This is a genomic window from Streptomyces sp. NPDC053426, from assembly GCF_055585405.1.
On sequence record NZ_JBVJKE010000041.1, the window covers coordinates 1 to 26,728 of the forward strand.

The 26,728-nt window shown below is 71.4% G+C and carries 21 protein-coding genes, 2 pseudogenes and 1 riboswitch; of the genes and pseudogenes, 21 read left to right on the top strand and 2 right to left on the bottom strand.

Annotated features, from left to right (window positions below; genetic code table 11):
- The 15 genes and pseudogenes from ACZ62B_RS38505 to ACZ62B_RS38575 form a co-directional block, all read left to right on the top strand.
- Positions 1–93: pseudogene (locus ACZ62B_RS38505) on the top strand (ABC transporter permease); the annotation flags it as partial.
- Positions 86–862 (top strand): ABC transporter ATP-binding protein, encoded by a 777-nt coding sequence (locus ACZ62B_RS38510; RefSeq protein WP_073935016.1) that lies wholly within the window; start codon positions 86–88, stop codon positions 860–862. The pseudogene ACZ62B_RS38505 and the gene ACZ62B_RS38510, both read left to right, overlap by 8 nt.
- Positions 863–1,221: 359 nt before the next feature.
- Positions 1,222–2,133 carry a squalene synthase HpnC gene (hpnC, locus tag ACZ62B_RS38515; RefSeq protein ID WP_344555472.1) on the top strand — a complete coding sequence of 304 codons (912 nt, stop codon included), beginning with the start codon at positions 1,222–1,224 and terminating at the stop codon, positions 2,131–2,133.
- Positions 2,130–3,080 (top strand): presqualene diphosphate synthase HpnD, encoded by a 951-nt coding sequence (gene hpnD / locus ACZ62B_RS38520; protein ID WP_344555474.1) that lies wholly within the window; start codon positions 2,130–2,132, stop codon positions 3,078–3,080. Before hpnC ends, hpnD begins: the two co-directional genes overlap by 4 nt.
- Positions 3,080–3,205: a DUF6380 family protein gene (locus tag ACZ62B_RS38525; protein ID WP_352387181.1), complete on the top strand. Its 126-nt coding sequence runs from the start codon at positions 3,080–3,082 to the stop codon at positions 3,203–3,205. Before hpnD ends, ACZ62B_RS38525 begins: the two co-directional genes overlap by 1 nt.
- Entirely contained in the window at positions 3,202–4,719 is a 1,518-nt protein-coding gene (gene hpnE, locus ACZ62B_RS38530) for a hydroxysqualene dehydroxylase HpnE (RefSeq protein WP_344555476.1), read from the top strand. Before ACZ62B_RS38525 ends, hpnE begins: the two co-directional genes overlap by 4 nt.
- Before the next feature lie 64 nt (positions 4,720–4,783).
- Positions 4,784–5,848 (top strand): polyprenyl synthetase family protein, encoded by a 1,065-nt coding sequence (locus ACZ62B_RS38535; RefSeq protein ID WP_344555691.1) that lies wholly within the window; start codon positions 4,784–4,786, stop codon positions 5,846–5,848.
- Positions 5,849–5,965: 117 nt separating this feature from the next.
- Positions 5,966–8,011, top strand: a complete 2,046-nt coding sequence (gene shc, locus ACZ62B_RS38540) for a squalene--hopene cyclase (RefSeq protein WP_469693935.1) — start codon at positions 5,966–5,968, stop codon at positions 8,009–8,011.
- A complete protein-coding gene (locus ACZ62B_RS38545) occupies positions 8,011–8,655 on the top strand; it encodes a 5'-methylthioadenosine/S-adenosylhomocysteine nucleosidase family protein (protein ID WP_344555480.1) in 645 nt (214 codons plus the stop codon). Before shc ends, ACZ62B_RS38545 begins: the two co-directional genes overlap by 1 nt.
- 5 nt (positions 8,656–8,660) lie before the next feature.
- Positions 8,661–9,683, top strand: coding sequence for an adenosyl-hopene transferase HpnH (hpnH, locus tag ACZ62B_RS38550; protein ID WP_344555482.1), 1,023 nt, complete (start codon positions 8,661–8,663; stop codon positions 9,681–9,683).
- 4 nt (positions 9,684–9,687) lie between these two features.
- The gene (gene ispG / locus ACZ62B_RS38555) at positions 9,688–10,845 is read left to right on the top strand and encodes a flavodoxin-dependent (E)-4-hydroxy-3-methylbut-2-enyl-diphosphate synthase (RefSeq protein ID WP_344555484.1); all 1,158 of its coding nucleotides are present in this window, start codon (positions 9,688–9,690) and stop codon (positions 10,843–10,845) included.
- Positions 10,846–10,873: 28 nt separating this feature from the next.
- Positions 10,874–12,787 carry a 1-deoxy-D-xylulose-5-phosphate synthase gene (dxs, locus tag ACZ62B_RS38560; protein ID WP_469693937.1) on the top strand — a complete coding sequence of 638 codons (1,914 nt, stop codon included), beginning with the start codon at positions 10,874–10,876 and terminating at the stop codon, positions 12,785–12,787.
- A complete protein-coding gene (locus ACZ62B_RS38565; protein ID WP_344555488.1) occupies positions 12,784–14,187 on the top strand; it encodes an aspartate aminotransferase family protein in 1,404 nt (467 codons plus the stop codon). Before dxs ends, ACZ62B_RS38565 begins: the two co-directional genes overlap by 4 nt.
- Before the next feature lie 75 nt (positions 14,188–14,262).
- Entirely contained in the window at positions 14,263–14,886 is a 624-nt protein-coding gene (locus ACZ62B_RS38570) for a helix-turn-helix domain-containing protein (protein ID WP_344555490.1), read from the top strand.
- The gene (locus tag ACZ62B_RS38575; RefSeq protein ID WP_344555492.1) at positions 14,883–15,011 is read left to right on the top strand and encodes a DUF6126 family protein; all 129 of its coding nucleotides are present in this window, start codon (positions 14,883–14,885) and stop codon (positions 15,009–15,011) included. Before ACZ62B_RS38570 ends, ACZ62B_RS38575 begins: the two co-directional genes overlap by 4 nt.
- 20 nt (positions 15,012–15,031) lie before the next feature.
- On the opposite strand, the gene ACZ62B_RS38580 is transcribed toward ACZ62B_RS38575, so the two are convergent.
- Complete coding sequence (locus ACZ62B_RS38580; protein WP_344555494.1) at positions 15,032–15,829, bottom strand: tyrosine-protein phosphatase; 798 nt, start codon at positions 15,827–15,829, stop codon at positions 15,032–15,034.
- A 171-nt stretch (positions 15,830–16,000) separates the two neighbouring features.
- On the opposite strand from ACZ62B_RS38580, the gene ACZ62B_RS38585 reads away from it, so the two are divergent.
- The 6 genes from ACZ62B_RS38585 to ACZ62B_RS38610 all read left to right on the top strand — a co-directional run bounded on the left by ACZ62B_RS38585 (position 16,001) and on the right by ACZ62B_RS38610 (position 26,626).
- Positions 16,001–18,115 carry an alpha-galactosidase gene (locus ACZ62B_RS38585; protein ID WP_469693940.1) on the top strand — a complete coding sequence of 705 codons (2,115 nt, stop codon included), beginning with the start codon at positions 16,001–16,003 and terminating at the stop codon, positions 18,113–18,115.
- A gap of 308 nt (positions 18,116–18,423) precedes the next feature.
- Positions 18,424–18,581: riboswitch (cyclic di-AMP (ydaO/yuaA leader) on the top strand.
- A 4-nt stretch (positions 18,582–18,585) separates the two neighbouring features.
- Positions 18,586–19,515 (top strand): M23 family metallopeptidase, encoded by a 930-nt coding sequence (locus ACZ62B_RS38590; RefSeq protein WP_344555498.1) that lies wholly within the window; start codon positions 18,586–18,588, stop codon positions 19,513–19,515.
- A 205-nt stretch (positions 19,516–19,720) separates the two neighbouring features.
- Positions 19,721–20,506 carry an SGNH/GDSL hydrolase family protein gene (locus tag ACZ62B_RS38595; RefSeq protein WP_344555693.1) on the top strand — a complete coding sequence of 262 codons (786 nt, stop codon included), beginning with the start codon at positions 19,721–19,723 and terminating at the stop codon, positions 20,504–20,506.
- A 93-nt stretch (positions 20,507–20,599) separates the two neighbouring features.
- Positions 20,600–21,793: an MBL fold metallo-hydrolase gene (locus tag ACZ62B_RS38600; protein WP_344555500.1), complete on the top strand. Its 1,194-nt coding sequence runs from the start codon at positions 20,600–20,602 to the stop codon at positions 21,791–21,793.
- A gap of 23 nt (positions 21,794–21,816) precedes the next feature.
- Positions 21,817–22,371: a TetR/AcrR family transcriptional regulator gene (locus tag ACZ62B_RS38605; protein ID WP_468890448.1), complete on the top strand. Its 555-nt coding sequence runs from the start codon at positions 21,817–21,819 to the stop codon at positions 22,369–22,371.
- A gap of 943 nt (positions 22,372–23,314) precedes the next feature.
- Positions 23,315–26,626 (top strand): tetratricopeptide repeat protein, encoded by a 3,312-nt coding sequence (locus ACZ62B_RS38610; protein ID WP_469693943.1) that lies wholly within the window; start codon positions 23,315–23,317, stop codon positions 26,624–26,626.
- Here the strand turns inward: ACZ62B_RS38610 and ACZ62B_RS38615 are convergent.
- A pseudogene (locus tag ACZ62B_RS38615) lies at positions 26,601–26,728 on the bottom strand (dihydrofolate reductase family protein); the annotation flags it as partial. The gene ACZ62B_RS38610 and the pseudogene ACZ62B_RS38615 overlap by 26 nt on opposite strands.

Here is a 26,728-nt window from a genome sequence, read left to right on the forward strand (position 1 = left end):
GTGTGGGCGTTCGCGGTGGGCTGGGCGCTGCTGGCCGGCGTGATCGGCTTCGTCTACTTCTGGAAGGCAGAGGAGAAATACGGCCGTGGCTGACACCACCGACGAGAAGATCCCCACGGTCATCGCGGACGACCTGCACATCGTCTACCGCGTCAACGGCGCGAAGACCGGCAAGGGCAGCGCCACGGCGGCGCTCAGCCGCATCGTGAAGCGGGGCGAGGAGCGGGGCGTGCGCAAGGTGCACGCCGTACGGGGCGTGTCCTTCGTCGCCTACCGGGGCGAGGCGATCGGGCTCATCGGCTCCAACGGCTCGGGCAAGTCGACCCTGCTGCGGGCCATCGCCGGACTGCTGCCCGCCGAACGGGGCAAGGTCTACACCGACGGCCAGCCCTCCCTGCTCGGCGTCAACGCCGCCCTGATGAACGACCTGACCGGCGAACGGAACGTCATACTGGGCGGGCTCGCCATGGGCATGTCCCGCGAGCAGATCAAGGCCCGCTACCAGGAGATCGTCGACTTCTCCGGCATCAACGAGAAGGGCGACTTCATCACCCTGCCGATGCGCACCTACTCCTCCGGCATGGCGGCCCGGCTGCGCTTCTCCATCGCCGCCGCCAAGGACCACGACGTCCTGATGATCGACGAGGCGCTGGCCACCGGCGACCGCAAGTTCCAGAAGCGCTCCGAGGCCCGCATCCGGGAGCTGCGCAAGCAGGCCGGCACGGTGTTCCTGGTCAGCCACAACAACAAGTCGATCCGCGACACCTGCGACCGCGTGCTCTGGCTGGAACGCGGTGAGCTGCGCATGGACGGCCCCACCGACGAGGTGCTCAGGGAATACGAGAAGTTCACGGGGAAATAGCCCGGTGCCGGGAGGGCCCCGCCGGAACTGTCCGGCGGGGCCCGGCGTCTGCGAAGGAGACGTCAACTCCGGCCGCCCGGTGGAATCTTGACGCCGATCGGTGTGTTGTCGTGTTGCGCGGAGACCCCCGCCGCCACGGGCCGCATTGCACAACGTAAGCTGTACCGGTCCCGAAAGGCGGCAATCAGGGCCATAATGCCCGACACCATCCAACGGTGCCGCATGGCGAAAGCCTCGGCGGCGTGTCCGAAATAGTATGCATTGGGTCAGCAGTGTAGAACGGGAGATGTGACGGCAATGGCGACGGAGACTCCCCGGCTGAACGCAGCGTGTGCCGTCCCCGCCCATGGCAGTCCGCGATGACGCCCGTGTCCGCGGCGCGTGCCGTCGACCCCGAGCGCGCCACCCTCGACAAGGCCGCCGCCGAGAACTTCCCCGTGGCCCCCTTCTTCCTGCCCCGGCCCTGGCGCGACGACCTCATGGCGGTGTACGGGTTCGCCCGTCTGGTCGACGACATCGGCGACGGCGACCTGGCCCCCGGCGGCACCGACGCCCGCCTCCTCGGGGTGTCGGAGGAGGACGCCGGGGACCGGCTGGTGCTGCTGGACGCCTTCGAGGCCGACCTGCGCCGGGTGTTCGACCCGGCGGGCCCCGAGCCGGGCCATCCGCTGCTGCGCCGTCTCCGCCCGACGGTCCGCCGCCACGCGCTGACCCCCGAGCCCTTCCTCGGCCTGATCGCCGCCAACCGCCAGGACCAGCTCGTCAAGCGGTACGAGACCTACGACGACCTGCTCGCCTACTGCGAACTGTCGGCCAACCCCGTCGGCCGCCTCGTCCTCGCCGTCACCGGCACCTCCACGCCCGAGCGCGTCCGCCGCTCCGACGACATCTGCACCGCCCTCCAGATCGTCGAACACCTCCAGGACGTCGCCGAGGACCTCGGCCGCGACCGCGTCTACCTGCCCGCCACGGACATGAAACGTTTCCACGTCCAGGAGGCGGACCTCGCCGCACCCACCGCCGGCGCATCGGTGCGCGCACTGGTCGCGTACCAGGCGGAACGCGCCCTCGGGCTGCTGAATGAAGGCTCCCCCCTCGTGGGTAGCGTCCACGGCAGACTCAGACTGCTGCTCGCGGGGTTCGTGGCGGGAGGAAGGGCGGCCCTCCACGCGATCGCCGCCGCCGAATACGACGTACTTCCCGGCCCGCCCAAGCCCGGCAAGGTCCAGTTGCTGCGCGAGGCGGGCGTGACTCTGCGAGGAAAGGGGTGATCCGGACCGTGGAGTCGCAACCACCCGCGTCCGCACCGGTACTCGCCGCCTACAGCTACTGCGAGGCCGTCACCGGACAGCAGGCACGCAACTTCGCCTACGGCATCCGGCTGCTGCCGACGCCCAAGCGGCGCGCGATGTCGGCGCTGTACGCGTTCTCCCGGCGCGTCGACGACATCGGCGACGGCCCGCTGGCGAACGACGTCAAGGTCGCCCGGCTGGAGGACACGAGGGCGCTGCTCACCCGGATCCGCGACGGCGCGGTCGACGAGGACGACACCGACCCGGTCGCGGTCGCCCTCGCCCACGCCGCCGAGCACTTCCCGATCCCGCTCGGCGGCCTGGACGAACTCATCGACGGCGTCCAGATGGACACGCGCGGCGAGACCTACGAGACCTGGGACGACCTCAAGGTCTACTGCCGCTGTGTCGCCGGCGCCATCGGGCGGCTCTCGCTCGGCGTGTTCGGCACCGAACCGGGCGCGCGCGGCGCCGAACGCGCACCCGAGTACGCCGACACCCTCGGCCTCGCCCTCCAGCTCACCAACATCCTCCGCGACGTCCGCGAGGACGCCGAGGGCGGGCGCACCTACCTGCCCGCCGACGACCTCGCCAAGTTCGGCTGCTCGGCCGGGTTCGAGAGGCCCACGCCGCCGGAGGGCTCCGACTTCGCGGGCCTGGTCCACTTCGAGGTGCGCAGGGCCCGCGCCCTCTTCGCCGAGGGCTACCGGCTGCTCCCCCTGCTCGACCGGCGCAGCGGCGCCTGCGTCGCCGCCATGGCCGGTATCTACCGCCGGCTCCTGGACCGCATCGAGCGCGACCCCGGGGCGGTCCTGCGCGGCCGGGTCTCCCTGCCCGGACGCGAGAAGGCGTACGTCGCGGTGCGCGGCCTGTCCGGCCTGGACACCCGGCACGTGACCCGGCGCACCGTCAGGAGGCGCGCCTGATGGACACCCCGCACCCCGGCGGAAAACGGCGGGCAACCCTCCGCCGCGACGCCGCGTCCCAGACTGAGACGGCCGGTCCCGCACCGTTCGAGCGGCGCACCGGCCGGACAGGGGAGGGCGCATGAGCCACGGCACACGCTCCGCGGGACCGCTCACGGGCGACCCCGTTCCGGCGGGACGGCACGCCGTCGTCGTCGGCGGCGGGCTCGCCGGCGTCACCGCCGCGCTGGCGCTCGCCGACGCCGGAGTGGGCGTCACCCTGCTCGAAGGCCGGCCGCGCCTGGGCGGGCTCGCCTTCTCCTTCCGGCGCGGCGACCTGACCGTCGACAACGGCCAGCACGTCTACCTGCGCTGCTGCACCGCCTACCGCTGGTTCCTCGACCGGATCGACGCGGCGGGGCTGGCACCGCTGCAGGACCGCCTCGACGTGCCCGTCCTCGACGTCGACCGCCCCGAGGGGCGGCGGCTCGGCAGACTGCGCCGCGACGCGCTGCCCGTGCCCCTGCACCTGGGGCGCAGCCTCGCCACGTATCCGCACCTCTCGCTCGCCGACCGGGCCAGGGTGGGCCGGGCCGCGCTCGCGCTGAAGGGGCTCGACCTCACCGATCCGGCCCTGGACGCCCAGGACTTCGGCAGCTGGCTGGCAGCGCACGGCCAGTCGGCGCGCGCCGTCGAGGCCCTGTGGGACCTGGTCGGGGTCGCCACCCTCAACGCGGTCGCGGGCGACGCGTCCCTGTCGCTCGCCGCGATGGTGTTCAAGACCGGTCTGCTGTCCGACCCCGGTGCGGCCGACATCGGCTGGGCCCGGGTGCCGCTGGGCGAACTGCACGACCGGCTCGCCCGCAAGGCGCTCGACTCCGCGGGCGTGCGCACCGAGGTCCGTACACGGGTCACCTCCGTCTCCGTGAACGGGAACGGGGGATGGAGCGTCCGGGTTCCCGGCGAGACGATCCACGCCGACGCGGTCGTCCTCGCCGTACCGCAGCGCGAGGCGTACGACCTGCTGCCCGCGGGCGCGCTCGACGCCCCCGAACGGCTGCTCGCCATCGGCACCGCACCGATCCTCAACGTGCACGTCGTCTACGACCGCAAGGTGCTCGCCCGGCCCTTCTTCGCCGCCCTCGGCACCCCCGTGCAGTGGGTCTTCGACCGCACCGACGCGTCCGGGCTGAAGCGCGGCCAGTACCTGGCGCTGTCCCAGTCGGTCGCCCAGGACGACATCGACGAGCCGGTCGCCGCGCTGCGCGAGCGGTACCTGCCCGAACTGGAGCGGCTGCTGCCGCGTACCCGCGACGCCCGGGTCGAGGACTTCTTCGTCACCCGGGAGCGCGCCGCCACGTTCGCTCCCGCCCCCGGCGTCGGACGCCTCAGGCCCGGCGCCCGCACCAAGGCACCCGGCCTGTACCTGGCCGGAGCGTGGACCGCCACCGGGTGGCCCGCGACCATGGAGAGTGCGGTCCGCAGCGGCGTCGGCGCGGCGGACGCCGCGCTGAGCGCCCTCGGCCGGCCCCGCCCCCGTCACCTCTTCGCCCTGGAGGAGACGGCGTACCCCGCCTTCCCGGGGGACACCCCCCGGACCCCCGGCCACCGTCCGGAGGGCACCGGTGTCGCACTGCGAGGTGGGCCCGGTGAAGGTTGACGAACGCGGCGCGGCAGGTCCCCGCACCCCCGGTACCGCAACAAGAGGAGAGACTGTGCCCCCTGTGCCCCCGGCCTCGCAGGCCGCCCGAAGGACCGCGGTGGACGTGTCCGCGCTCCTGGAGCGCGGGCGGACCCTGGCCACGCCGGTACTGCGGGCGGCCGTCGACCGCCTGGCACCTCCCATGGACACGGTCGCCGCCTACCACTTCGGCTGGATCGACGCCCACGGCCGGCCCGCGGACGGCGACGGCGGCAAGGCCGTGCGTCCCGCCCTCGCCGTGCTGTCCGCCGAGGTCACCGGGGCCGCCCCGGAGACCGGCGTCCCCGGCGCGGTCGCCGTCGAACTGGTCCACAACTTCTCGCTCCTGCACGACGACCTGATGGACGGCGACGAGCAGCGCCGGCACCGCGACACCGTCTGGAAGGTGCACGGCCCCGCCCAGGCCATCCTGGTCGGCGACGCCCTGTTCGCCCTGGCCAACGAGGTGCTGCTGGAGCTCGGCACCGTCGAGGCGGGCCGCGCCACCCGCCGGCTGACCACCGCCAGCCGCTCGCTCATCGACGGCCAGGCCCAGGACATCTCCTACGAGCACCGCGACCGCGTCAGCGTCGAGGAGTGCCTGGAGATGGAGGGCAACAAGACCGGCGCCCTGCTCGCCTGCGCCAGCTCCATCGGCGCGGTGCTCGGCGGCGCGGACGACCGCACCGCCGACACCCTGGAGCGGTACGGCTACCACCTCGGCCTCGCCTTCCAGGCCGTCGACGACCTCCTCGGCATCTGGGGCGACCCGGAGGCCACCGGCAAGCAGACCTGGAGCGACCTGCGCCAGCGCAAGAAGTCCCTCCCGGTCGTGGCCGCGCTCGCGGCGGGCGGTCCCGCCTCCGAGCGGCTCGGCGAGATCCTCGCCGCCGACGCCAAGAGCAGCGACTTCGCGAACTTCTCCGAGGAGGAGTTCGCGGCCCGTGCCGCCCTCATCGAGGAGGCCGGCGGCCGCGACTGGACCGCCGAAGAGGCACGCCGTCAGCACACCATCGCCATCGAGGCCCTGCACGCCGTGGACATGCCCGACCCGGTGAGGGAGCGGTTCACGGCGCTCGCGGACTTCGTCGTCGTACGAAAGAGATGATCACTATCGGTCGAATAGCCCTCGCGTAGTCGCCGGCCGGTGCTGCGGGGAGACCAGCACCGGCCGACGGCGGACCCACAGCAGACAGCACTCGCAGGACTGCACGAAGGGGAAGCCATGACAGCGACGACCGACGGAAGCACCGGGGCGGCATGGCCGCCCGCGGTGGCCGCGGCCAGCGAAAACGACACAGACATCCCCGAGGCGGCCGGGGTTCCCGACAGCGCCGCCCGCGCCATGCGGCGCGCCACCGACTTCCTGCTGTCCCGGCAGGACGACCAGGGCTGGTGGAAGGGCGACCTCGAGACCAACGTCACGATGGACGCCGAGGACCTGCTGCTGCGTCAGTTCCTCGGCATCCGCGACGAGGACACCACCCGCGCCGCCGCCCTGTTCGTCCGCGGCGAGCAGCGCGAGGACGGCACCTGGGCCACCTTCCACCAAGGGCCCGGCGACCTCTCCGCCACCATCGAGGCGTACGTCGCGCTGCGGCTGGCCGGCGATCCGCCCGACGCCCCGCACATGGCGAAGGCCTCCGCCTGGATCCGCGAGCGGGGCGGCATCGCCGCCTCCCGCGTCTTCACCCGGATCTGGCTGGCCCTGTTCGGCTGGTGGAAGTGGGAGGACCTGCCCGAACTCCCGCCCGAGCTGATCTGGTTCCCGTCCTGGGTGCCGCTCAACATCTACGACTTCGGCTGCTGGGCCCGGCAGACCATCGTGCCGCTGACGATCGTCTCCGCCAAACGGCCGGTGCGCCCCGCCCCGTTCCCGCTGGACGAACTGCACACCGACCCCGGCCGCCCCAACCCTCCCCGGCCGCTCGCCCCGGCGAGAAGCTGGGACGGCGTCTTCCAGCGGCTGGACAAGGCCCTGCACACGCTGCGCGGAGCCGTCCCGCGCCGGCTGCGCGGGGCGGCCATGAACACCGCCGCCCGCTGGATCATCGAACGGCAGGAGAACGACGGCTGCTGGGGCGGCATCCAGCCCCCGGCGGTCTACTCGGTCATCGCGCTGCACCTGCTCGGCTACGACCTGAACCACCCGGTGATGCGCGCGGGCCTGGAGTCGCTGGACCGGTTCGCCGTGTGGCGCGAGGACGGGGCCCGGATGATCGAGGCCTGCCAGTCCCCGGTGTGGGACACCTGCCTCGCCACCATCGCGCTGGCCGACGCGGGCCTGCCCGCCGACCACCCGCAACTGGTCAAGGCCGCCGACTGGATGCTCGGCGAGCAGATCGTGCGGCCCGGCGACTGGTCCGTGCGGCGGCCCCATCTGCCGCCCGGAGGCTGGGCGTTCGAGTTCCACAACGACAACTACCCCGACATCGACGACACCGCCGAGGTGGTCCTCGCGCTGCGCCGGGTCAAGCACCACGACCCCGAGCGGATGGACAACGCGATCGGGCGCGGGGTGCGCTGGAACCTCGGCATGCAGTCGCGGAACGGCGCCTGGGGCGCGTTCGACGTCGACAACACCAGCCCGTTCCCCAACCGGCTGCCGTTCTGCGACTTCGGCGAGGTCATCGACCCGCCGTCGGCCGACGTCACCGCGCACGTCGTGGAGATGCTCGCCGTCGAGGGCCTCGCCCACGACCCGCGCACCCGGCGCGGCATCCAGTGGCTGCTCGCCGAACAGGAGCCCGACGGCTCCTGGTTCGGCCGCTGGGGCGTCAACTACCTCTACGGCACCGGCTCCGTGGTCCCCGCGCTGACCGCGGCCGGGTTCCCCGGCTCGCACCCGGCGATCCGGCGGGCCGTGGCCTGGCTGGAGAAGACGCAGAACGACGACGGCGGCTGGGGCGAGGACCTGCGCTCCTACCGCTACGTCAGGGAGTGGAGCGGCCGAGGAGCCTCCACCGCCTCGCAGACCGCCTGGGCGCTGATGGCGCTGCTCGCGGCGGGGGAGCGGGAGTCCAAGGCCGTCGAACGCGGTATCGAGTGGCTGGTGTCCACCCAGCGCGAGGACGGCTCCTGGGACGAGCCGTACTTCACCGGCACCGGCTTCCCCTGGGACTTCTCCATCAACTACCACCTCTACCGGCAGGTCTTCCCGCTCACCGCGCTCGGCCGGTACGTGCACGAGGAGCCGTTCGCCGGGAAACCGGTCGCGGCGAAGACCGGGGCCGGGCCCGCACAGCCGCTCGCCGAGGCGAAGGGAAGCTGATGAGCCCCCAGCCCGCCCGCGGCACCCCGCTGCTGATCGCCTGCGCGCTCGGCATCGAGCAGCTCGCCCTGCGCAGGCGTGAACGGGAGGCTGCGGGCGGGCCGGTCACCGTCCTGCGTACGGGCATGGGGCCGGCGGCGGCCGAACGCTCCGTCACCCGGATGCTCGCCGGCCCGGAGCTGAACCGGGCGGCCGTCCTCGCCACGGGCTTCTGCGCCGGACTCGCCCCCGGCATGCACCCCGGCGACCTGGTCGTCGCCGAGGAGACCCGGGACCCGCGGGGCAGCGTCCCGTGCGTGGGGACCGAACTGCTGGTGAAGGAGCTGGGGCGCGCGGTGCCCGGACGCACCGTCCACACCGGTCCGCTCACCGGCTCCGACCACGTCGTCCGCGGTCACGAACGGTCCGGTCTGCTCGCGACCGGCGCGATCGCGGTCGACATGGAATCCGCCGCCACGCTTCTGAGCGCCGTCCGGGTGGGCGAGCGCCCGGTTGCGGCCGTCCGGGTGGTCGTGGACGCTCCTGAACACGAACTCGTCCGGATCGGCACGGTACGCGGTGGAATATCGGCTTTCCGTGTTCTTCGGTCCGTACTCCCGGCTTTCCAAGAATGGCACCGTTCCTTGCTGCTCCCCAGGAGGTGAGCCAGATGGCCATGCCGCTGCGTCAGTCCATCAAGGTCGCTACATACTTGGCCGAACAGAAGCTCCGCAGGCGGGACAAGTTCCCGCTGATCGTCGAACTGGAACCGCTCTTCGCCTGCAACCTCAAGTGCGAGGGGTGCGGCAAGATCCAGCACCCGGCCGGGGTGCTCAAGCAGCGGATGCCCGTCGCCCAGGCCGTCGGCGCGGTACTGGAGTCCGGGGCGCCCATGGTGTCGATCGCCGGCGGCGAACCCCTGATGCACCCGCAGATCGACGAGATCGTGCGCCAGCTGGTGGCCAGGCGCAAATACGTCTTCCTGTGCACCAACGCCATGCTGCTGCGCAAGAAGATGGACAAGTTCACCCCTTCGCCCTACTTCGCGTTCGCCGTGCACATCGACGGGCTGCGCGAGCGCCACGACGAGTCGGTGGCGAAGGAGGGCGTGTTCGACGAGGCCGTGGCGGCCATCAAGGAGGCCAAGCGGCGCGGCTTCCGGGTCACCACCAACTCGACCTTCTTCAACACCGACACCCCGCAGACCATCGTCGAGGTCCTCAACTACCTCAACGACGACCTGGGGGTCGACGAGATGATGATCTCGCCCGCCTACGCCTACGAGAAGGCCCCCGACCAGGAGCACTTCCTGGGCGTGGAGCAGACCCGGGAGCTGTTCAAGAAGGCCTTCGCGGGCGGCAACCGGCGCCGCTGGCGGCTGAACCACTCCCCGCTGTTCCTGGACTTCCTCGAGGGCAAGGTCGACTTCCCGTGCACCGCGTGGGCGATCCCCAACTACTCCCTCTTCGGCTGGCAGCGCCCCTGCTACCTGATGAGCGACGGCTATGTGCCGACCTACCGGGAGCTGATCGAGGACACCGACTGGGACCGGTACGGCCGCGGCAAGGACCCGCGCTGCGCCAACTGCATGGCGCACTGCGGCTACGAACCCACCGCCGTCCTCGCCACCATGGGCTCCCTGAAGGAGTCGCTGCGCGCCATGCGCGAGACGGTCTCCGGGAACAGGGAGTGAGGCCATGACCACTGTCTCCCTCGGGATGCCCGAGGTACCGCTGCCGCCGCTCGCCGTACGGCGCGCCTCGCGGCGGATCCAGGTGGGACCGGTGGCGGTCGGTGGCGGCGCTCCGGTGTCCGTGCAGTCGATGACGACCACGCGCACGTCCGACATCGGCGCCACCCTCCAGCAGATCGCCGAACTCACCGCCTCCGGCTGCCAGATCGTCCGGGTCGCCTGCCCCACGCAGGACGACGCCGACGCGCTCGCCACCATCGCCCGCAAGTCGCAGATCCCGGTGATCGCCGACATCCACTTCCAGCCCAAGTACGTCTTCGCGGCCATCGAGGCCGGCTGCGCCGCCGTACGCGTGAACCCGGGCAACATCAAGCAGTTCGACGACCGGGTGAAGGAGATCGCGCGGGCCGCCCAGGACCACGGCACCCCGATCCGGATCGGCGTCAACGCCGGCTCGCTGGACCGGCGGCTGCTCCAGAAGCACGGCAGGGCGACCCCGGAGGCGCTCGTCGAGTCCGCACTGTGGGAGGCGTCCCTCTTCGAGGAGCACGGTTTCCGGGACATCAAGATCTCCGTGAAGCACAACGACCCGGTGGTGATGATCAACGCCTACCGGCTGCTCGCCGAGCGGTGCGACTACCCGCTGCACCTCGGTGTGACCGAGGCGGGCCCCGCGTTCCAGGGCACCATCAAGTCGGCCGTCGCCTTCGGGGCGCTGCTCAGCGAGGGCATCGGTGACACGATCCGGGTGTCGCTGTCCGCGCCGCCGGCCGAGGAGGTCAAGGTCGGCATCCAGATCCTCCAGTCGCTGGGGCTGAAGGAGCGGCGGCTGGAGATCGTCTCCTGTCCCTCCTGCGGACGCGCCCAGGTCGACGTCTACAAGCTCGCCGACGAGGTGACCGCGGGCCTGGAGGGCATGGAGGTGCCGCTGCGGGTGGCCGTCATGGGCTGTGTCGTCAACGGCCCCGGTGAGGCCCGCGAGGCCGACCTCGGCGTCGCCTCCGGCAACGGCAAGGGGCAGATCTTCGTGAAGGGCGAGGTCGTCAAGACCGTCCCCGAGTCGAAGATCGTTCAGACGCTGATCGAGGAGGCGATGAAGATCGCCGAGCAGATGGAGAAGGACGGCGTCGCGACGGGGGAGCCGGCCGTCACCGTGAACTGAACAGCACGGAACCGAAGGGGGACCGAGCGTGACGATCCTGGAGAGCATCCGGCAACCACGTGACCTGAAGGCGCTGTCCGAGGCGGAACTCGGCGAACTGTCCCACGAGATCCGGGAGTTCCTGGTGCACGCGGTCGCCAGGACCGGCGGCCACCTCGGACCCAACCTCGGGGTGGTGGAACTCACCGTCGCCCTGCACCGGGTCTTCGAGTCGCCCGTCGACCGCATCCTGTGGGACACCGGCCACCAGAGCTACGTCCACAAACTCCTGACCGGCCGCCAGGACTTCTCCAAGCTGCGCGGCAAGGGCGGCCTGTCCGGCTACCCCTCCCGCGAGGAGTCCGAGCACGACGTCATCGAGAACAGCCACGCCTCCACGGCCCTCGGCTGGGCCGACGGACTCGCCAAGGCCCGCCAGGTGCGGGGCGAGAAGGGCCACGTCGTCGCGGTGATCGGCGACGGCGCCCTCACCGGCGGCATGGCCTGGGAGGCGCTCAACAACATCGCCGCCGCCAAGGACCGCCCGCTGATCGTCGTCGTCAACGACAACGAACGCTCCTACGCCCCCACCATCGGCGGACTCGCCAACCACCTCGCGACCCTGCGCACCACCGACAGCTACGAACGCGTGCTGGCCTGGGGCAAGGACGTGCTCCAGCGCACCCCCGTGATCGGCCGCACCGTCTACGAGGCGCTGCACGGCGCGAAGAAGGGCTTCAAGGACGCCTTCGCCCCGCAGGGCCTCTTCGAGGACCTCGGCCTGAAGTACCTCGGCCCCATCGACGGCCACGACATCAAGGCCGTGGAGTCCGCGCTGCGCCGCGCCAAACGCTTCCACGGACCCGTCCTGGTCCACTGCCTCACCGAGAAGGGCCGCGGCTACGAACCCGCCCTCGCCCACGAGGAGGACCACTTCCACACCGTCGGCGTGATGGACCCGCTCACCTGCGCGCCGCTGGCCCCCTCCGGCGGACCGTCCTGGACCTCCGTCTTCGGTGAGGAGATCGTCCGGATCGGCGAGGAGCGCGAGGACGTGGTGGCGATCACCGCCGCCATGCTGCGTCCGGTCGGCCTCGGCGCCTTCGCCGAGCGGTTCCCGGACCGGGTGTGGGACGTCGGCATCGCCGAGCAGCACGCGGCCGTCTCCGCGGCGGGCCTGGCCACCGGCGGCCTGCACCCGGTCGTCGCCGTCTACGCCACCTTCCTCAACCGCGCCTTCGACCAGCTCCTGATGGACGTGGCGCTGCACCGCTGCGGGGTGACCTTCGTCCTGGACCGGGCCGGCGTCACCGGCGTCGACGGGCCCTCGCACAACGGCATGTGGGACATGTCCGTCCTCCAGGTCGTCCCCGGGCTGCGCATCGCCGCGCCCCGCGACGCCGACCAGTTGCGCGCCCAGCTGCGCGAGGCGGTCGCCGTCGACGACGCGCCCACCCTGCTCAGGTTCCCCAAGGAGTCCGTGGGCCCGGCGGTCCCCGCGCTGGACCGCGTCGGCGGCATGGACGTACTCCACCGGGCGTCCGGCCCCGAGGTGCTGCTGGTGGCCGTCGGCGTGATGGCGCCCGTCTGCCTGAAGGCCGCCGGACTGCTCGAAGCGCGCGGCATCGGATGCACCGTGGTCGACCCCCGCTGGGTCAAACCCGTCGACCCGGCCCTCCCGCGACTGGCCGCCGGGCACCGTATGGTGGCCGTCGTGGAGGACAACAGCCGTGCGGCCGGGGTCGGTTCGGCGGTGGCGCTGGCGCTGGGCGACGCCGGGTGCGACGTGCCCGTACGGCGGTTCGGCATCCCGGAGCAGTTCCTCGCGCACGCCAAACGCGGCGAGGTGCTCGCCGACATCGGCCTCACCCCGGTCGAGATCGCCGGACGGATCAGCGCGGGCCTCACCGCCGGGGGAGAGCCGGCACACCAGTCACCGGACCCACAGGAGCCCCAGGCATGACCATCGCGGAGTCGTCGGGGACCGGGGAGTTCGACCTCGGCGCGCTGCTGGCCGAGCGCGGAGCCGAGCGCTACGAGCTGCACACCCGGTACCTCAACCACCAGCTCCCGCGCATGCTGCGCACCATCGGCTTCGACAAGGTCTACGAGCGTGCCGAGGGCGCCCACTTCTGGGACGCCGACGGCAACGACCACCTGGACATGCTCGCCGGGTTCGGGGTGATGGGCCTGGGCCGCCACCACCCCGTGGTCCGCAAGGCGCTGCACGACGTCCTGGACGCCTCCCTCGCCGACCTCACCCGCTTCGACTGCCAGCCGCTGCCCGGCCTGCTGGCCGAGAGGCTCCTCGCGCACAGCCCCCACCTGGACCGGGTGTTCTTCGGCAACAGCGGCACGGAGGCGGTCGAGACCGCCCTGAAGTTCGCCCGGTACGCCACCGGCAGACCGCGCGTCCTGTACTGCGAGCACGCCTTCCACGGCCTGACCACCGGCTCCCTCTCCGTCAACGGCGAGTCCGGCTTCCGGGACGGCTTCGCCCCGCTGCTGCCCGACACGGCCGTACCGCTCGGCGACCTCGACGCGCTGGAACGGGAGCTGCGCGGGGGGGACGTGGCCGCCCTGATCGTGGAGCCGATCCAGGGCAAGGGCGTGCACGAGGCACCGCCCGGCTATCTGCGGGCCGCGCAGGAGCTGCTGCACCGGCACAAGGCGCTGCTGATCGCCGACGAGGTGCAGACCGGACTGGGCAGGACCGGCGACTTCTACGCCCACCAGCACGAGGAAGGCGTCGAACCGGACCTGGTGTGCGTGGCCAAGGCGCTCTCCGGCGGCTACGTACCGGTGGGCGCCACGATCGGCAAGGACTGGATCTTCAGGAAGGTCTACTCGTCGATGGACCGGGTGCTGGTCCACTCGGCCAGCTTCGGGGCCAACGCCCAGGCCATGGCGGCGGGTCTCGCGGTGCTGTCGGTCATGGAGAACGAGCGGATCGTCGCCCGCGCCCGCGGCACCGGCGAGCTGCTGCGCACCCGGCTGGCCGCACTCACCGAGAAGTACGAGCTGCTCGCCGACGTCCGGGGCCGGGGACTGATGATCGGCATCGAGTTCGGCCGGCCCCGGTCACTGAGACTGCGCTCGCGCTGGACCGTGCTCCAGGCCGCCCGCAAGGGACTCTTCGCGCAGATGGTGGTCGTCCCGCTGCTGCAACGGCACCGCATCCTCACCCAGGTCTCCGGCGACCACCTGGAGGTGATCAAACTGATCCCGCCGCTGATCATCGACGAGGAGGACGTCAACCGGTTCGTGGACGCCTTCACCGCGGTGATGGACGACGCGCACGACGGCGGCCTGGTGTGGGAGTTCGGCAGGACGCTGGTGAAACAGGCGGTGACCGACCGCTGACCCTCGTGCTCGTGCCGGGTTTGCCTCTGGGGCAAGAGAATTGCCCCTGGGGCAAATCCGGGGCTCAATGGAGGCATGAGCTCCTCCGAGACCGGGCCGCCGGCCGAACCGGCCGACGCGCTCCCCGTGGTCGCGCCGCAGCTGCGCGCCCTGCGGCGACGGGCCTCCCTCACGCTGGAGGCCGCCGCCCGCGACGCGGGTCTGTCGCCCGCCCACCTCTCCCGGCTGGAGACCGGACAGCGCCAGCCCTCGCTGCCGATGCTGCTCTCCCTCGCCCGCATCTACGGTACGACCGTCTCCGAGCTGCTCGGTGAGTCGGCCGCCGACCGGGACGCCGTGGTGCGCGCCGCCGACATGGAGTCCACGGCGGCGGGCGGCTGGACGTACTGGCAGGCCGGTGCCGCCGGGCGGGGCATGCAGGCCCTGCGGGTCCGTGTGCCGCACGGCTCCCAGGGCGACATCGTGCGCGTCCACCCCGGCGAGGAATGGCTGTACGTCCTCAAGGGGCGGCTGCGGCTGCGCCTCGGGGACACCCTGCACCGGCTCGCCCCGGGCGACAGCGCGCACTTCGACTCGCTGACCCCGCACCGCATCGCCGCCGCCGACCCCGACGGGGTCGAGCTGCTGTTCGTCCACACCCTGCTGCAGAGTCCCACGGCCGCGCTGTGCCTGGGCCCGATCCACGGAGAAGCGACATGACCGGCAAAGACATGGAAGAGAAGCTCCCCCGGGCCCTGTGGGTGCGGCTGTTCATCTACGTGGTGGTGGGACACCTCTTCGCGGCCTTCATCTACTTCCTCTTCGAGATGGCCCCGAAGAAGTAGGCGCGAAGCAGGCGCCCGCCTCAGTCGAGCAGGCGCTCACGCAGCCGCTCCCGGTCCTCGGGCGTGAGCCCGAGCGCCCGCTCCAGATACGGCTCCACACCGCCCCAGGTCTCCTCGACGGTCTCGAAGGCCGCCGACAGGTATTCCGCGCGCGCGTCGAACAGCGGGCTGAGCAGCTCCATGACCTCGGGGGAGTAGGCCGAGGCGGAGCTGCCGCTGCGCTGCACCTTGTAGCGGCGGTGCTTGGCGTTGGACTTCAGGTAGTCGTCGACGATCGCGTCGCGCTCGACGCCCACCGCGAGCAGCGTCACCGCCACCGAGAGCCCCGCGCGGTCCTTGCCCGCCGCGCAGTGCATCAGCGCGGGAACGCTGTCCTCGGCGAGCGAGCGCAGCACCCGGGAGTGCTCGGCGGTGCGCTCCTTGATGATCAGCCGGTAGGAGCTGATCATCCGGTCCGCGCCCTTGCCGTCCGCGAGGATCGAGCGAAGCTGCTCCAGATCGCCGTCGCGGACCATCTTCCAGAACTCGGCGCCGTCGGCCGGGTCGCTGAGCGGCAGGTTCACATTGCGCACGCCCGGCAGCGCGACGTCCGGCCCCTCCAGCTTCTGGTCGGCCGCGTTGCGGAAGTCGAAGACCGTGTGCAGTCCGAGCGAGGACAGGAAGACGGTGTCCTCCGCGGTCGCGTGGGCGAGATGGCCGCTGCGGAACAGCACACCGTGCCGCACCCGCCTGCCGTCGACGGTCGGCAGTCCGCCCACGTCGCGGAAGTTGCGTACTCCGGCCAGCTCGGGTTCGGTCGACGGCACCTGCTGCGTCACGAAGGACTCCTCCCACTCGGCGCCGCCGACGGGGCTCGTCGACGGGCACGAGTCGACGATACGACATGCCTGCCTGGGGCAATGAGTTGTCCACAGGCATTGCCCGGCCGCCCTCACGCCCCCGATGATGTTGGTGTCTGATCGCATCTGTTCGGGTCTGTTGGAGGTTCGGTGGCGCAGGTCTCCCAAGACGGTCGTACGTGGCTCCTGTCGGGGCCGGCCAGCAGCTACGCGCTCCATGTCACGGACCGCGACGAGCTGGTGCATCTGCACTGGGGCCCGAGGATCACGCCGGCCGACGCGGAGGCCCTCGCCGCGCGCCCGCTGCCGGACGACTGGCCGTTCGAGTCCCGTCTGGACGGGCGCGAGGAGTACCCGGTCGAGGGCGGCCCCCGCTTCGTGAGGCCCGCCCTGTCCGTACGCACCGCCGACGGACGGCGCGGCACCGAGTGGACCTTCGACGGCCACGAGACGGACGACGGCGAAACCGGCGACGGCGAAACCGGAGACGGCGAACTCCGCCTCCGCTTCCGCGACGGCGAGCTGACCGTGACCCTGCACTACCGGATGCGCGACGACGTGGTCGAACGCTGGGTGACCCTGCACAACCGGGGACCCGCGGTCGAGCTCCTGCGCGCCGACTCCGCCACCTGGACCCTGCCCGAGCGCGAGCACTGGCGGCTGTCCCAGCTCCACGGCCGCTGGGCCGCCGAGTCCCGGCTGGCCCGCTCCCCGCTCACCTACGGCGAGAAGGTCATCGGCAGCCGCCGAGGCCACACCGGACACCAGCACCTGCCCTGGGTCGCGCTCGACACCGACGCCACCGAGGAACGCGGCGAGGTCTACGGCTGCGCCCTCGGCTGGTCCGGCTCCTGGCGCGTCTGCGTCGCCCGACTCCCCGACGCGCGCGTGCAGATCACCGGCGGCGCGGGACACGACGACTCCGGCCTGCTGATGCTGGGCACGGGGGAGACGTACGCCACACCGGTCTTCGCCGGTCTGTGGAGCGACGGCGGCTTCGGCGGCGCCAGCCGCGCCTGGCACGCCTACCAGCGGACCTGCGTCGTCCCGCACGCGGACCGGGACCGGCCCGTGCTGTTCAACTCCTGGGAGGCCACCGGGTTCGACATCTCGGAGGAGCGGCAGCGGGGGCTCGCGGCGCGGGCCGCCGCGATGGGCGTCGAACTGTTCGTGGTCGACGACGGCTGGTTCGGGGCGCGTACGAGCGACCGGGCCGGGCTCGGCGACTGGACGCCCAACCCCGACCGCTTCCCCGGCGGCCTGAAACCCCTCGCCGACCATGTGCACGGGCTCGGGATGCAGTTCGGCATCTGGGTCGAGCCGGAGATGGTCAACCCCGACAGCGACCTCTACCGCGCACACCCCGACTGGGTGCAGTTCCAGCCGGGCCGCCGGCGCACGGAGTACCGCAACCAGCTCGTGCTCAACCTCGCGCGGGACGACGTGCGGGAGTACCTCTGGGAGCAGCTCGACGCACTGCTCTCCGGCACCCCCGTCGACTATGTGAAGTGGGACTTCAACCGCTGCTCCACCGACGCCGGCTGGCCGGACGACCCGTACCCGCAGCGGCTGTGGACCGACCACGTGCGCGGCCTGTACGCCCTGCTGGACCGGCTGCGGGCGGCCCATCCGGGCGTGGCCTTCGAGTCCTGCTCGGGCGGCGGCGGGCGGATCGACCTGGGGGTCCTCTCCCGTACCGACCAGGTGTGGACCTCGGACAACACCGACCCGCTCGACCGGCTCGCCATTCAGCACGGCTTCAGCCAGCTCCACCCGGCCCGGGTGATGGCCGCCTGGGTCACCGACAGCCCGAACGCGATGCTCAACGGGCGGGTCAGTCCGCTGCGCTTCCGGTTCGTCGGCGCCATGGCCGGGGTGCTCGGCGTCGGCGGCGACCTCGCGCGGTGGAGCGAGGAGGAACTCGCCGAGGCGCGGGAGTGGGTCGCGCTCTACAAGGAGATCCGGCCCGTCGTCCAGCGCGGCGACCTGTACCGGCTGCGCCCTCCGGAGGGCGGACTGAGCGCGGTGCAGTACGTCCTCGGCGACGAGACCGTCGTCCTCGCCTGCCTCCAGGCGCAGCACTACGGAGAGCCCGTTCCGGCCCTCCGGCTGCGCGGCCTCGACCCGGAGGCGTCGTACGAATGCCGCGAAACCGGCGAAACGTACCGAGGTGCCCTCTTGCTGCACCACGGGCTGCGCACCGGTCTGCGGGGAGATCTGGACGCCGCGGTGGTGCGGCTGCGGCGCCTGCGATCCGGCGATTAGGGCGTTCTGTCCGATTAGGTGGATTCGCCATAACGTGCCCCGAAAGAAAGGGAGATGGGGAAGGGGTGCGTGAGCAGCGTCATATCCGTGACGATGCGTTGTCGCCATGCTCACGTAATTCTGTGGAACGACAAGGGAATTCACGGGGGAAAAGGAATCCCGGCTGACGCTCGGTGACGTCAATTCCGCCTTTGGATCACGGAAAAACGCGTTCGCGGTGAACATCGCGCTTGTCCCCTCGCGTCCGGGTCGCTTACGTTCGCCACCGATCCGGACGGACGCCCAATCCTGCCGCCGCCCGGAGCCCGTACCCACACTGACCCGTGCACGGCAGGAGCGGGGGACCCACAGGTACCACTGCCTGTTCCGGTTCCCGGAACGGCTTGGGGTTAAGTCGCGCCAGAACGCGGCCGGGCATCTCCAGCCCGCACCCGACAGCTCACCTCGTAGGCGCCGGAGAGGAATTCGACATGCCCGCGAAGGGTAAGCACCGCCGTACCAAGGCCCAGCGTTTCACCCGCTCCATCGCCGTCGCCGGAACCGGTGGCGCCGCACTCGCCCTGCCGCTTCTCGGCGCCGCCGGCGCGCACGCCGCCACGCCGGGGGCCGCCCCCGAAAAGGCCGTCCAGTCCCTTTCCGTGGCCGGCCAGAAGGCCACCGCCGAAAAGAGCGACGACGGCCGCACGTACATCGTGAAGGCCGGCGACTACCTCGCGAAGATCGCCGAGACGGAGCACGTCGACGGTGGCTGGAAGCAGCTCTACACGGACAACCGCGAGGTCATCGGCGACGACCCGTCGCTCATCCACCCCGGCCTGAAGCTCTCCGTCGACGGCGAGGCCGCCACGAGCGCGCCGGAGAAGTCGTCCGCCCCGGCGGCCCCGCAGGCCTCGGAGCAGGAGGCCGAGAAGCCGGCGGAGCAGCCCGCCGAGCAGCCCTCCTCGGACGCCTCCGCCCAGACCACGGGCGCCGACCAGGCCGCGAGCGCCTCCGGTTACAGCTCCCCGGTGCCCGGCGCCGGGCTCGGCACCGCCTACAAGGTGGCCGGCAGCATGTGGTCCAGCGGCTACCACACCGGCGTCGACTTCGCCGTCCCGACCGGCACCTCCCTGAAGGCCGTCGGCGCGGGCACCGTCGTCTCCGCGGGCTGGGCCGGCGCGTACGGCAACCAGGTCGTCATCCAGCTCGAGGACGGCCACTACGCCCAGTACGCCCACCTGTCCTCGCTCTCCGTCTCGGCCGGCCAGACCGTGACCGGCGGCCAGCAGGTCGGCCTCTCCGGTTCGACCGGCAACTCGACCGGCCCGCACCTGCACTTCGAGATCCGCACCACCCCGGACTACGGCTCGGACGTGGACCCGATCTCCTACCTCCGCTCCAAGGGCGTCTCCATCGGCTGACCCCCGCGGCGACCTTCCTGACACGCACGCCGAAGGCCGGACCCCGATCCCCGGGGCCGGCCTTCGGCGTATTCCGGAATTGGCCAACATTTTGAGAGTGTCTTATCTCACCGCACGTCAACCCTTCCTTACGGTCGCGTAGGTCACATTCGAAGGTGAATCATGAGCGGTTGTGGCAGACGATTCGAAGAGTGACAGCAGAGCAGTGATCGGGTCGTACGTGGCGGTGGGGGACAGCTTCACCGAAGGCGTCGGCGACCCCGGCCCCGACGGGGCGTTCGTCGGCTGGGCCGACCGGTTCGCCGTACTTCTCGCGGACCTCCGGCCCGAGGGGGACTTCGCGTACACCAATCTCGCCGTACGCGGAAAGCTGCTGGACCAGATCGTGGCGGACCAGCTTCCGAAGGCGGTCGAACTCGCCCCCGACCTGGTCTCGTTCTGCGCGGGCGGCAATGACATCCTCCGCCCCGGCAGCGACCCGGACGAGGTGGCCGAGCGGTTCGAGCGGGCGATCGCCGCGCTCACCGCCGTGTCCGGCACGGTGCTGGTGACGACCGGGTTCGACACCCGTGGCGTGCCCCTGCTGAAGCATCTGCGCGGCAAGATCGCGACGTACAACGGGCATGTGCGGGCCGTCGCCGACCGCTACGGCTGCCCCGTGCTCGACCTGTGGTCCCTCAGGAGCGTCCAGGACCGCAGGGCCTGGGACGCCGACCGGCTGCACCTGTCGCCGGAGGGGCACACCCGCGTCGCGCTCCGCGCCGGGCAGGCCCTCGGCCTGGACACCCCCGCCGATCCGGAACAGGCCTGGCCGCCCCTGCCGCCCCGCGGCACCCTCGACATCCGGCGGGACGACGTCCACTGGGCCCGCGAGTACCTGGTGCCGTGGATCGGCCGCCGGCTGCGCGGGGAGTCGTCGGGCGACCACGTGATCGCCAAGGGGACGCTGTCGCCGGACGACATCAAGGAACGGATCGCCTCGGTGGCGTGAGAGCCGTTTCACGTGGGCGGCCGCATTCGGCACCACGCCGCCGGATGCGGCCGCCCATAATGGAATGCCTGACCGACTCCACTTGGAGGTACCGTGGCCGGTTCCCGTTCTCAGAGCTCCGGGCTGCGCGCCCTGCGGCCCGTGGCCTTCGGCGCGGACCCGAGTGGCGAGCGCATGGCACGCATCCGCAGATCCCCGCACTTCAAGGACGGCGTGTTCCAGAACCCCGGGGGCACCGCCCGGATCCGCCCGTCGGGGTCGACGCGGGACCTGGCGAAGATCTACTTCGACAAGGACTCCCGTACCCGCCGCGCCCCCAAGGGCACCGTCCCGGTGCACCCGACCACCCTGGCCGACATCTCCCGCCCGCCGGCCACCGGGCTGCGCCTGACCTGGATGGGCCACTCCAGCGTGCTCGCGGAGATCGACGGACACCGGGTCCTGTTCGACCCCGTGTGGGGCGAGCGCTGCTCGCCGTTCCCCTTCGCCGGACCCAGGCGGCTGCACCCCGCCCCGCTGCCGCTGGCCGCGCTCGGCCCGGTCGACGTCGTCGTGATCTCCCACGACCACTACGACCACCTGGACCTGCCCACGATCAAGGCGCTGGCCGGCACGGACACCCTGTTCGCCGTGCCCCTCGGCGTCGGCGCGCACCTGGAGCGCTGGGGTGTGTCCGCCGGACGGCTGCGCGAGCTGGACTGGCACGAGACGACGAGGATCGGCGGACTCGCCCTCACCGCCACCCCGGCCCGCCACTTCTGCGGCCGGGGACTGCGCAACACCCAGCACACCCTGTGGGCCTCCTGGGCGGTCACGGGCGAGGAGCACCGGATCTACCACAGCGGTGACACCGGCTACTTCGAGGGCTTCAAGGACATCGGCACCGACCACGGCCCGTTCGACGCCACGATGATCCAGGTCGGCGCGTACTCGGACTTCTGGCCCGACATCCACATGACGCCCGAGGAAGGCGTCCGGGCCCATCTCGACCTGCAGGGCGGCGAGGCGGCCGGCGTGCTGCTGCCCATCCACTGGGGCACCTTCAATCTGGCGCCGCACGCGTGGGCGGAGCCGGGGGAGTGGATGAGGGACGTGGCCGGGGAGGCCGGCCAGGCGGTGGCGTTCCCCCGTCCCGGCGAGCCGTTCGAGCCCGCCGGGAAGGTGCCCGAGGAACCGTGGTGGCGGGCCGTCTCCCGCCCGATCGCCCACCCGTGGCGCGGCCCCCGGCTCGCCGAGGCAGCCGCGGAACCGCGCAGCGACGATCTCGACCTCGCGGGCGAGCGGTGACGTCGAAGATCACCGGCACTGCCGTGAGACGTGGAAGCCTGCCGCTTCCGATCCGCCGCGGCGGCGTCGGCATGGGGGCGCTCTATCGCCACTTCCCGACGAAGGAGGACCTGTTCGTCACGGTCATGGAAGCGGAGTTCACGGCCTGGTTCGCCGACGGACACCGCGCGGCCTCCGCGACCGACGACCCCTGGCAGGCCCTGACGAGCTTTTTCGAGCACACCCTCACCCACCAGGCACACAACCGCGCCCTGGTCGAGACCTACGTCGCCACCGGCGGCCCCACCCACCGGTGCGCCTCGCTCTGCGACTCCTTCATGTCCGGACTGCACGCCCGCTGCCTCGACGCCGGCGTCCTGCGGCCCGGGGTCACCAGCGCCGACCTGGTCCTGCTCCTCGCCTCACTCAGCCAGGTGGTCCAGACCTCGGGCGGCAACCGCCCCGGCCAGTGGCGCCGTCTCCTGCGCATCTCCCTCGACGGCCTGAGCAGCCGGAACACCGAGCCGCTGCCGGACGCGGGGGACGAGCAGGGCCTTGCGGAGAGTGCGACCTGGACTGGTCGAGCCCGCCTTGGGTGACCCCTCGGCCACCGGATTCCCGGACGGGGCGTTCGGCGTGGTGACCTCGCGGCGCGGTCCGCTGTTCCCGCAGGGTTCCAACGGTTGCCGCGGGCGGCTCGGTGGTCCACCTGGGGATCGGTGAGCGGGACGTGTGGGCGCTGAAGGAGACGTTCGGCCGGAGCAGTCGTACGGGCGCTGGTGGTGACGGACCTGGCGCCGACGCCGCCAGGAGGCCATGGGGACACCGCGTAGACACACGACGGCAGGGCGTGTGCCGCGCCGCATCCGCTCAGCTGTCGGCTTCGGGCTGATGCCGACCGCTCGCACCGGCCCGACGGCTGTGCTCGACCTCCAACTCGAGGACCAGCCTGTCCAAATCGTCTACCTTGCGGCGCATTTCATCCACGGTCGCCCGGAGCTCCCGCCGTTGGCTTCGCCGAGCGCTTCGGTCGTCCGGCGGCGGCCGCTCCGCCGCCCTCGCCACCCGCTGGTAGTGCTCCTCCACGTCCTCGAAGAGGCGCCGAAGGCGCTGTGCTCTTTCCCACAGTCCCCTGTCCCCGGCGCCGATTCCCCTGGACAGCAGCCGCATCCGGTCGGCCAGGAACCGGCAATGGTTGTGCGCGTGCGCGGCTTGGCGCTGGAGAGACTGAAGATATCGACCACCGCGATCCGAAAACACGCGTCCATCTTCACGCGGCGAGCCGTCCGATGTCATCCCGTACCGCAGCGCACACGCTGCCGTGTCGGAACCGGTCCCTGGTAACGCCCGGAAGCCAACGCCTGCGCAGGCGCCGTCTCTTGCGCTCGGCTGACAAACGGCAGGCCCGGATCGGACACTGGTGACCTGCGTCCGATGCGCCTGCTTCGGGCGGGTGAAGTGAGGGGGGCGGCAATGCCGGGGCCGGGCGGTCGAGGTCTGTCGAGGGGTGCGCTGATCCGGCAGCGTGCGAAGGCGCGGTTCGTGGGCCGACGGGCACAACTGGCGCTGTTCGCGGACAATTTGTCGAAGGACCCGCAGTCCGAGGAGGATCCGGCGGAGTTCCTGTTTCATGTGCGTGGTGTGGGTGGGGTGGGAAAGTCCACGCTGCTGCGGCAGTGGCAGGAGGCGGCCCGGCGTACGGATGCGGTGACGGCGGTGGTGGACGACAGCGACGTCCACGGGGTGCAGCAGGCCCTGGGTGAGCTGGTCAGGCAGTTGGCGGAACAGGCCGGTCCCTGCAAGGAGTTCGACAAGGCAGTCGAGCAGTTCCGGCGGGAGCAGGCGGCGCAGGCGGAGCCGGCACCCGTGGAAGGCGAGACGTCGATGTCGAGCCGGTTGGTGACGCAGGCAGCTCTGGGAGCCGCGTCGCTGATTCCGGGAGCCGGTGTCGTGACGGCGATGGCGAATCCGGATGCCGCAGCCCAAGGGCTGGACCGGCTCCGGTCCGCGTCCCAGGCTCGTGCGCGGCGTCGGGGAGCCCGAGGTGATGAGGCCGATGTGAGCCGGGCTTTCGTCGCCGAGCTGGATCGGTTGTGCCGTCGTCATCGGTGGGTGGTGCTGTTCTTCGACACGTGGGAACAGACTGCCCGGTACCTGGACGGGTGGCTGCTGAGTCTGCTGGACGAGGAGTTCGGTGCGGTGCCGGCGAACGTCATCGTCGTGCTGGCGGGCCGGGACGAACTCGCGGAGCGGGAGTGGGCGCCGCTGCGGGACCAGATCGCGGACGTGCCGTTGGAGGTCTTCACGGAGGCGGAGACGCGTGCGCTGCTGACTTCGCGGGGCGTGACCGATCCGAATGTGGTGGAAGCGGTGCTGCAGCTGTCGATGGGGCTGCCTCTGCTCGTGGAACTCCTTGCGCTGGCCCGCCCTCGAACCGTTGAGGAGGTGGACGCGGGCGGAGACCTCGCGGATGTGGCGGTGGAGCGGTTCGTGCAGTGGATCACGGACCCTGAGCAGCGTGAGGCCGTCAGGGCGTGTGCGCTGCCGCTGCAGCTGAACGAGGACGTCTTCGCTGCCGCGGCCGGGCCCGGGGCGGAGGGGTTGTGGGAGTGGCTGTGCGGGCAGCCGTTCGTCAGCGGCCGCGGCGACTTCAAGCACTATCACGCGGTGGTCCGTGCCAGCATGGTCCGCCAGCAGCGCACCCACTCCCCTCAAGGCTGGGCTTCGGCGCATCTGCGTTTGGCGGACACGCATGCCGCCTGGCGTGCCGCGGTCGAGGAACGGCTTCCCGAGGCGAAGCGGTGGAAGGACCCGGAATGGCGTCGGCATCGCTTGGAGGAGACGTACCACCGGCTGTGCGCGTATCCGGGAACGCATCTGACGTCCGCTCTTGAGCAGATGGTGCATGCCGCGGGCCAGGACGAGGCGGTGCTGCGACAGTGGGTCGAGATTCTGGAGCAAGCCGCGCAGGACACCACGGACACTGCCCTGCTCGCCTGGTCCGTACGCTTCCGGGACGCTCTCTCCGACGACGAGCCTGTCCTTGCCTGCCTCGCTGCTCTGCTTGCCAATGGCCAACTCAGTACGGCGGCCAGGAGCTGGGCCCATACCTACCGTGGCCAGCGCCTCTACCTCTCCGACCGGGACGAGGAGGCCCTTGCCGAGTTCGACCGTGCCCTCGCGTACGACGTCCGCAACGACCGGGCCTGGGCCCGTCGTGGCGAAACCCGCCGCTGGCTCGGCCATCACGAGCAGGCCATCGCCGACCTCACCGCCGCACTCGAACTCGACCCCACCGACGCGTGGGCCCTGGGCTCCCGCGGTCAGGCACACCAGCAGGCCGGCAACAACGAGCAGGCCATCGCCGACCTCACCGCCGCACTCGAACTCGATCCCACACTCGCCTGGGCCCTCGGCTCCCGCGGTCAGGCACACCGCGAAGAGGGCCGGTACGACCTGGCTGTCCCGGACTTCACCGCCGCGTCCGCACTCGACCCCACCTCCGTCTGGGCCCTCGGTGAACGGGGAGACACCCACCGGCTGGCCGGCGACAACGAGCAGGCCATCGCCGACTTCACCGCCGCACTCGAACTCGACCCCACCTACGCCTGGGCCTTCGCCTCCCGGGCAGAGGTACACCGCGAAGAGGGCCGGTACGACCTGGCCGTCTCGGACTTCACCGCCGCACTGGACATCGACCCCGCCTACGGGTGGGCCCTCGCCCACCGGGGAGAAGCACACCGCGAAGCCGGCCGGTACGACCAGGCGGTCGCAGACTTCACCGCGGCGCTCGACATTGTCCCGGCGTACGCCTGGGCCCTCGCCTCGCGCGGCCAGACCCACCGCCAGGCCGGCGACAACGAGCAGGCCATCGCCGACTTCACCGCCGCACTCGAACTCGACCCCGTCTACGTCTGGGCCCTCGGCGAACGGGGAGAAACCCATCGCCAGATGAAGCAGTACGACGAGGCGGTCGCCGATTTCACCGCGGCGCTCGACATCAACCCGGCGTACGCCTACGCCCTCGCCTCGCGCGGTCAAGCCCGCAGCCAGATGGGCGATCACGATGAGGCCGTCAGTGACCTCACCGCCGCACTGGAACTCGAGCCCACCTACGCCTGGGCTCTCGGCGCCCGCGGTCATGCGCACCAACAGGCCGGCCGGTACGACCAAGCCGTCACGGATTTCACCGCCGCACTCCAATTCGACCCGACTTACGCCTGGGCCCTCGCCCAGAGGGGAGAGGCCCACCGCGAACGGGGACAGTACGAGCAGGCCGTCGCCGATTTCACCGCGGCGCTCGACCTCGACCCGACGTACGCGTGGGCCCTGGGCTCCCGCGGTCAGGCACACCAGCAGGCCGGCGACAACGAGCAGGCCGTCGCCGACCTCACCGCCGCACTCGAACTCGAGCCCACCTACCGCTGGGCGCTCATCGATCGGGGCCAAGCGCACCGCCAGGCCGGCCGGTACGCAGAGGCACGCGAGGATCTGAAACGGGCCGTCGAAGCAGACCCCGAAGATGTTTACAGCATGTTCGAGAAACTCATGCTCGACACTGTGGAGGGGGGCGGCCCGGAGGTATGCGCGGAGCAGTGGAGTCGGCTGTTCGCGTCCCCGGTGAACCCGCCGGACGACGTTGTCACCAGGTTCCTGAACCTTTTCCGCGTCGTGCTGCTCGAACCGGAGAGCGGGGTGTCAGAGGCAACCGAGGAGTTCCTCTTCGTGAATCCGGATCACGAGGACATCAGCCATGCGCTGTCCTATCTGGCAGAGCTGGCTGCCGTGGGAGACGGTATGGCCGATCGTGCGCGGCAGTGTCATGACCTGATCGTTGAGCGCACCTTGAGATGACCCACGCCAGTGGCTCCTTCAGTGAGGAGGAGAACACCACCTTGGACGCTTGCGTGAGCTCGTCGACGGACGCCTCTTCCTCGAGCCTGAACTCGTCCTGGC

What these genes read in the sequence shown, in the direction of transcription:
- ACZ62B_RS38545 (WP_344555480.1), top strand. Translation starts at nt 8,011, where the DNA reads ATGAGCCCCCAGCCCGCCCGCGGCACCCCGCTGCTGATCGCCTGCGCG.
- ACZ62B_RS38575 (WP_344555492.1), top strand. Translation starts at nt 14,883, where the DNA reads ATGACCGGCAAAGACATGGAAGAGAAGCTCCCCCGGGCCCTGTGGGTG.
- shc (WP_469693935.1), top strand. Translation starts at nt 5,966, where the DNA reads ATGACAGCGACGACCGACGGAAGCACCGGGGCGGCATGGCCGCCCGCG.
- ACZ62B_RS38590 (WP_344555498.1), top strand. Translation starts at nt 18,586, where the DNA reads ATGCCCGCGAAGGGTAAGCACCGCCGTACCAAGGCCCAGCGTTTCACC.
- ACZ62B_RS38565 (WP_344555488.1), top strand. Translation starts at nt 12,784, where the DNA reads ATGACCATCGCGGAGTCGTCGGGGACCGGGGAGTTCGACCTCGGCGCG.
- ACZ62B_RS38570 (WP_344555490.1), top strand. Translation starts at nt 14,263, where the DNA reads ATGAGCTCCTCCGAGACCGGGCCGCCGGCCGAACCGGCCGACGCGCTC.
- hpnC (WP_344555472.1), top strand. Translation starts at nt 1,222, where the DNA reads ATGACGCCCGTGTCCGCGGCGCGTGCCGTCGACCCCGAGCGCGCCACC.
- ACZ62B_RS38525 (WP_352387181.1), top strand. Translation starts at nt 3,080, where the DNA reads ATGGACACCCCGCACCCCGGCGGAAAACGGCGGGCAACCCTCCGCCGC.
- hpnE (WP_344555476.1), top strand. Translation starts at nt 3,202, where the DNA reads ATGAGCCACGGCACACGCTCCGCGGGACCGCTCACGGGCGACCCCGTT.
- ispG (WP_344555484.1), top strand. Translation starts at nt 9,688, where the DNA reads ATGACCACTGTCTCCCTCGGGATGCCCGAGGTACCGCTGCCGCCGCTC.
- hpnH (WP_344555482.1), top strand. Translation starts at nt 8,661, where the DNA reads ATGGCCATGCCGCTGCGTCAGTCCATCAAGGTCGCTACATACTTGGCC.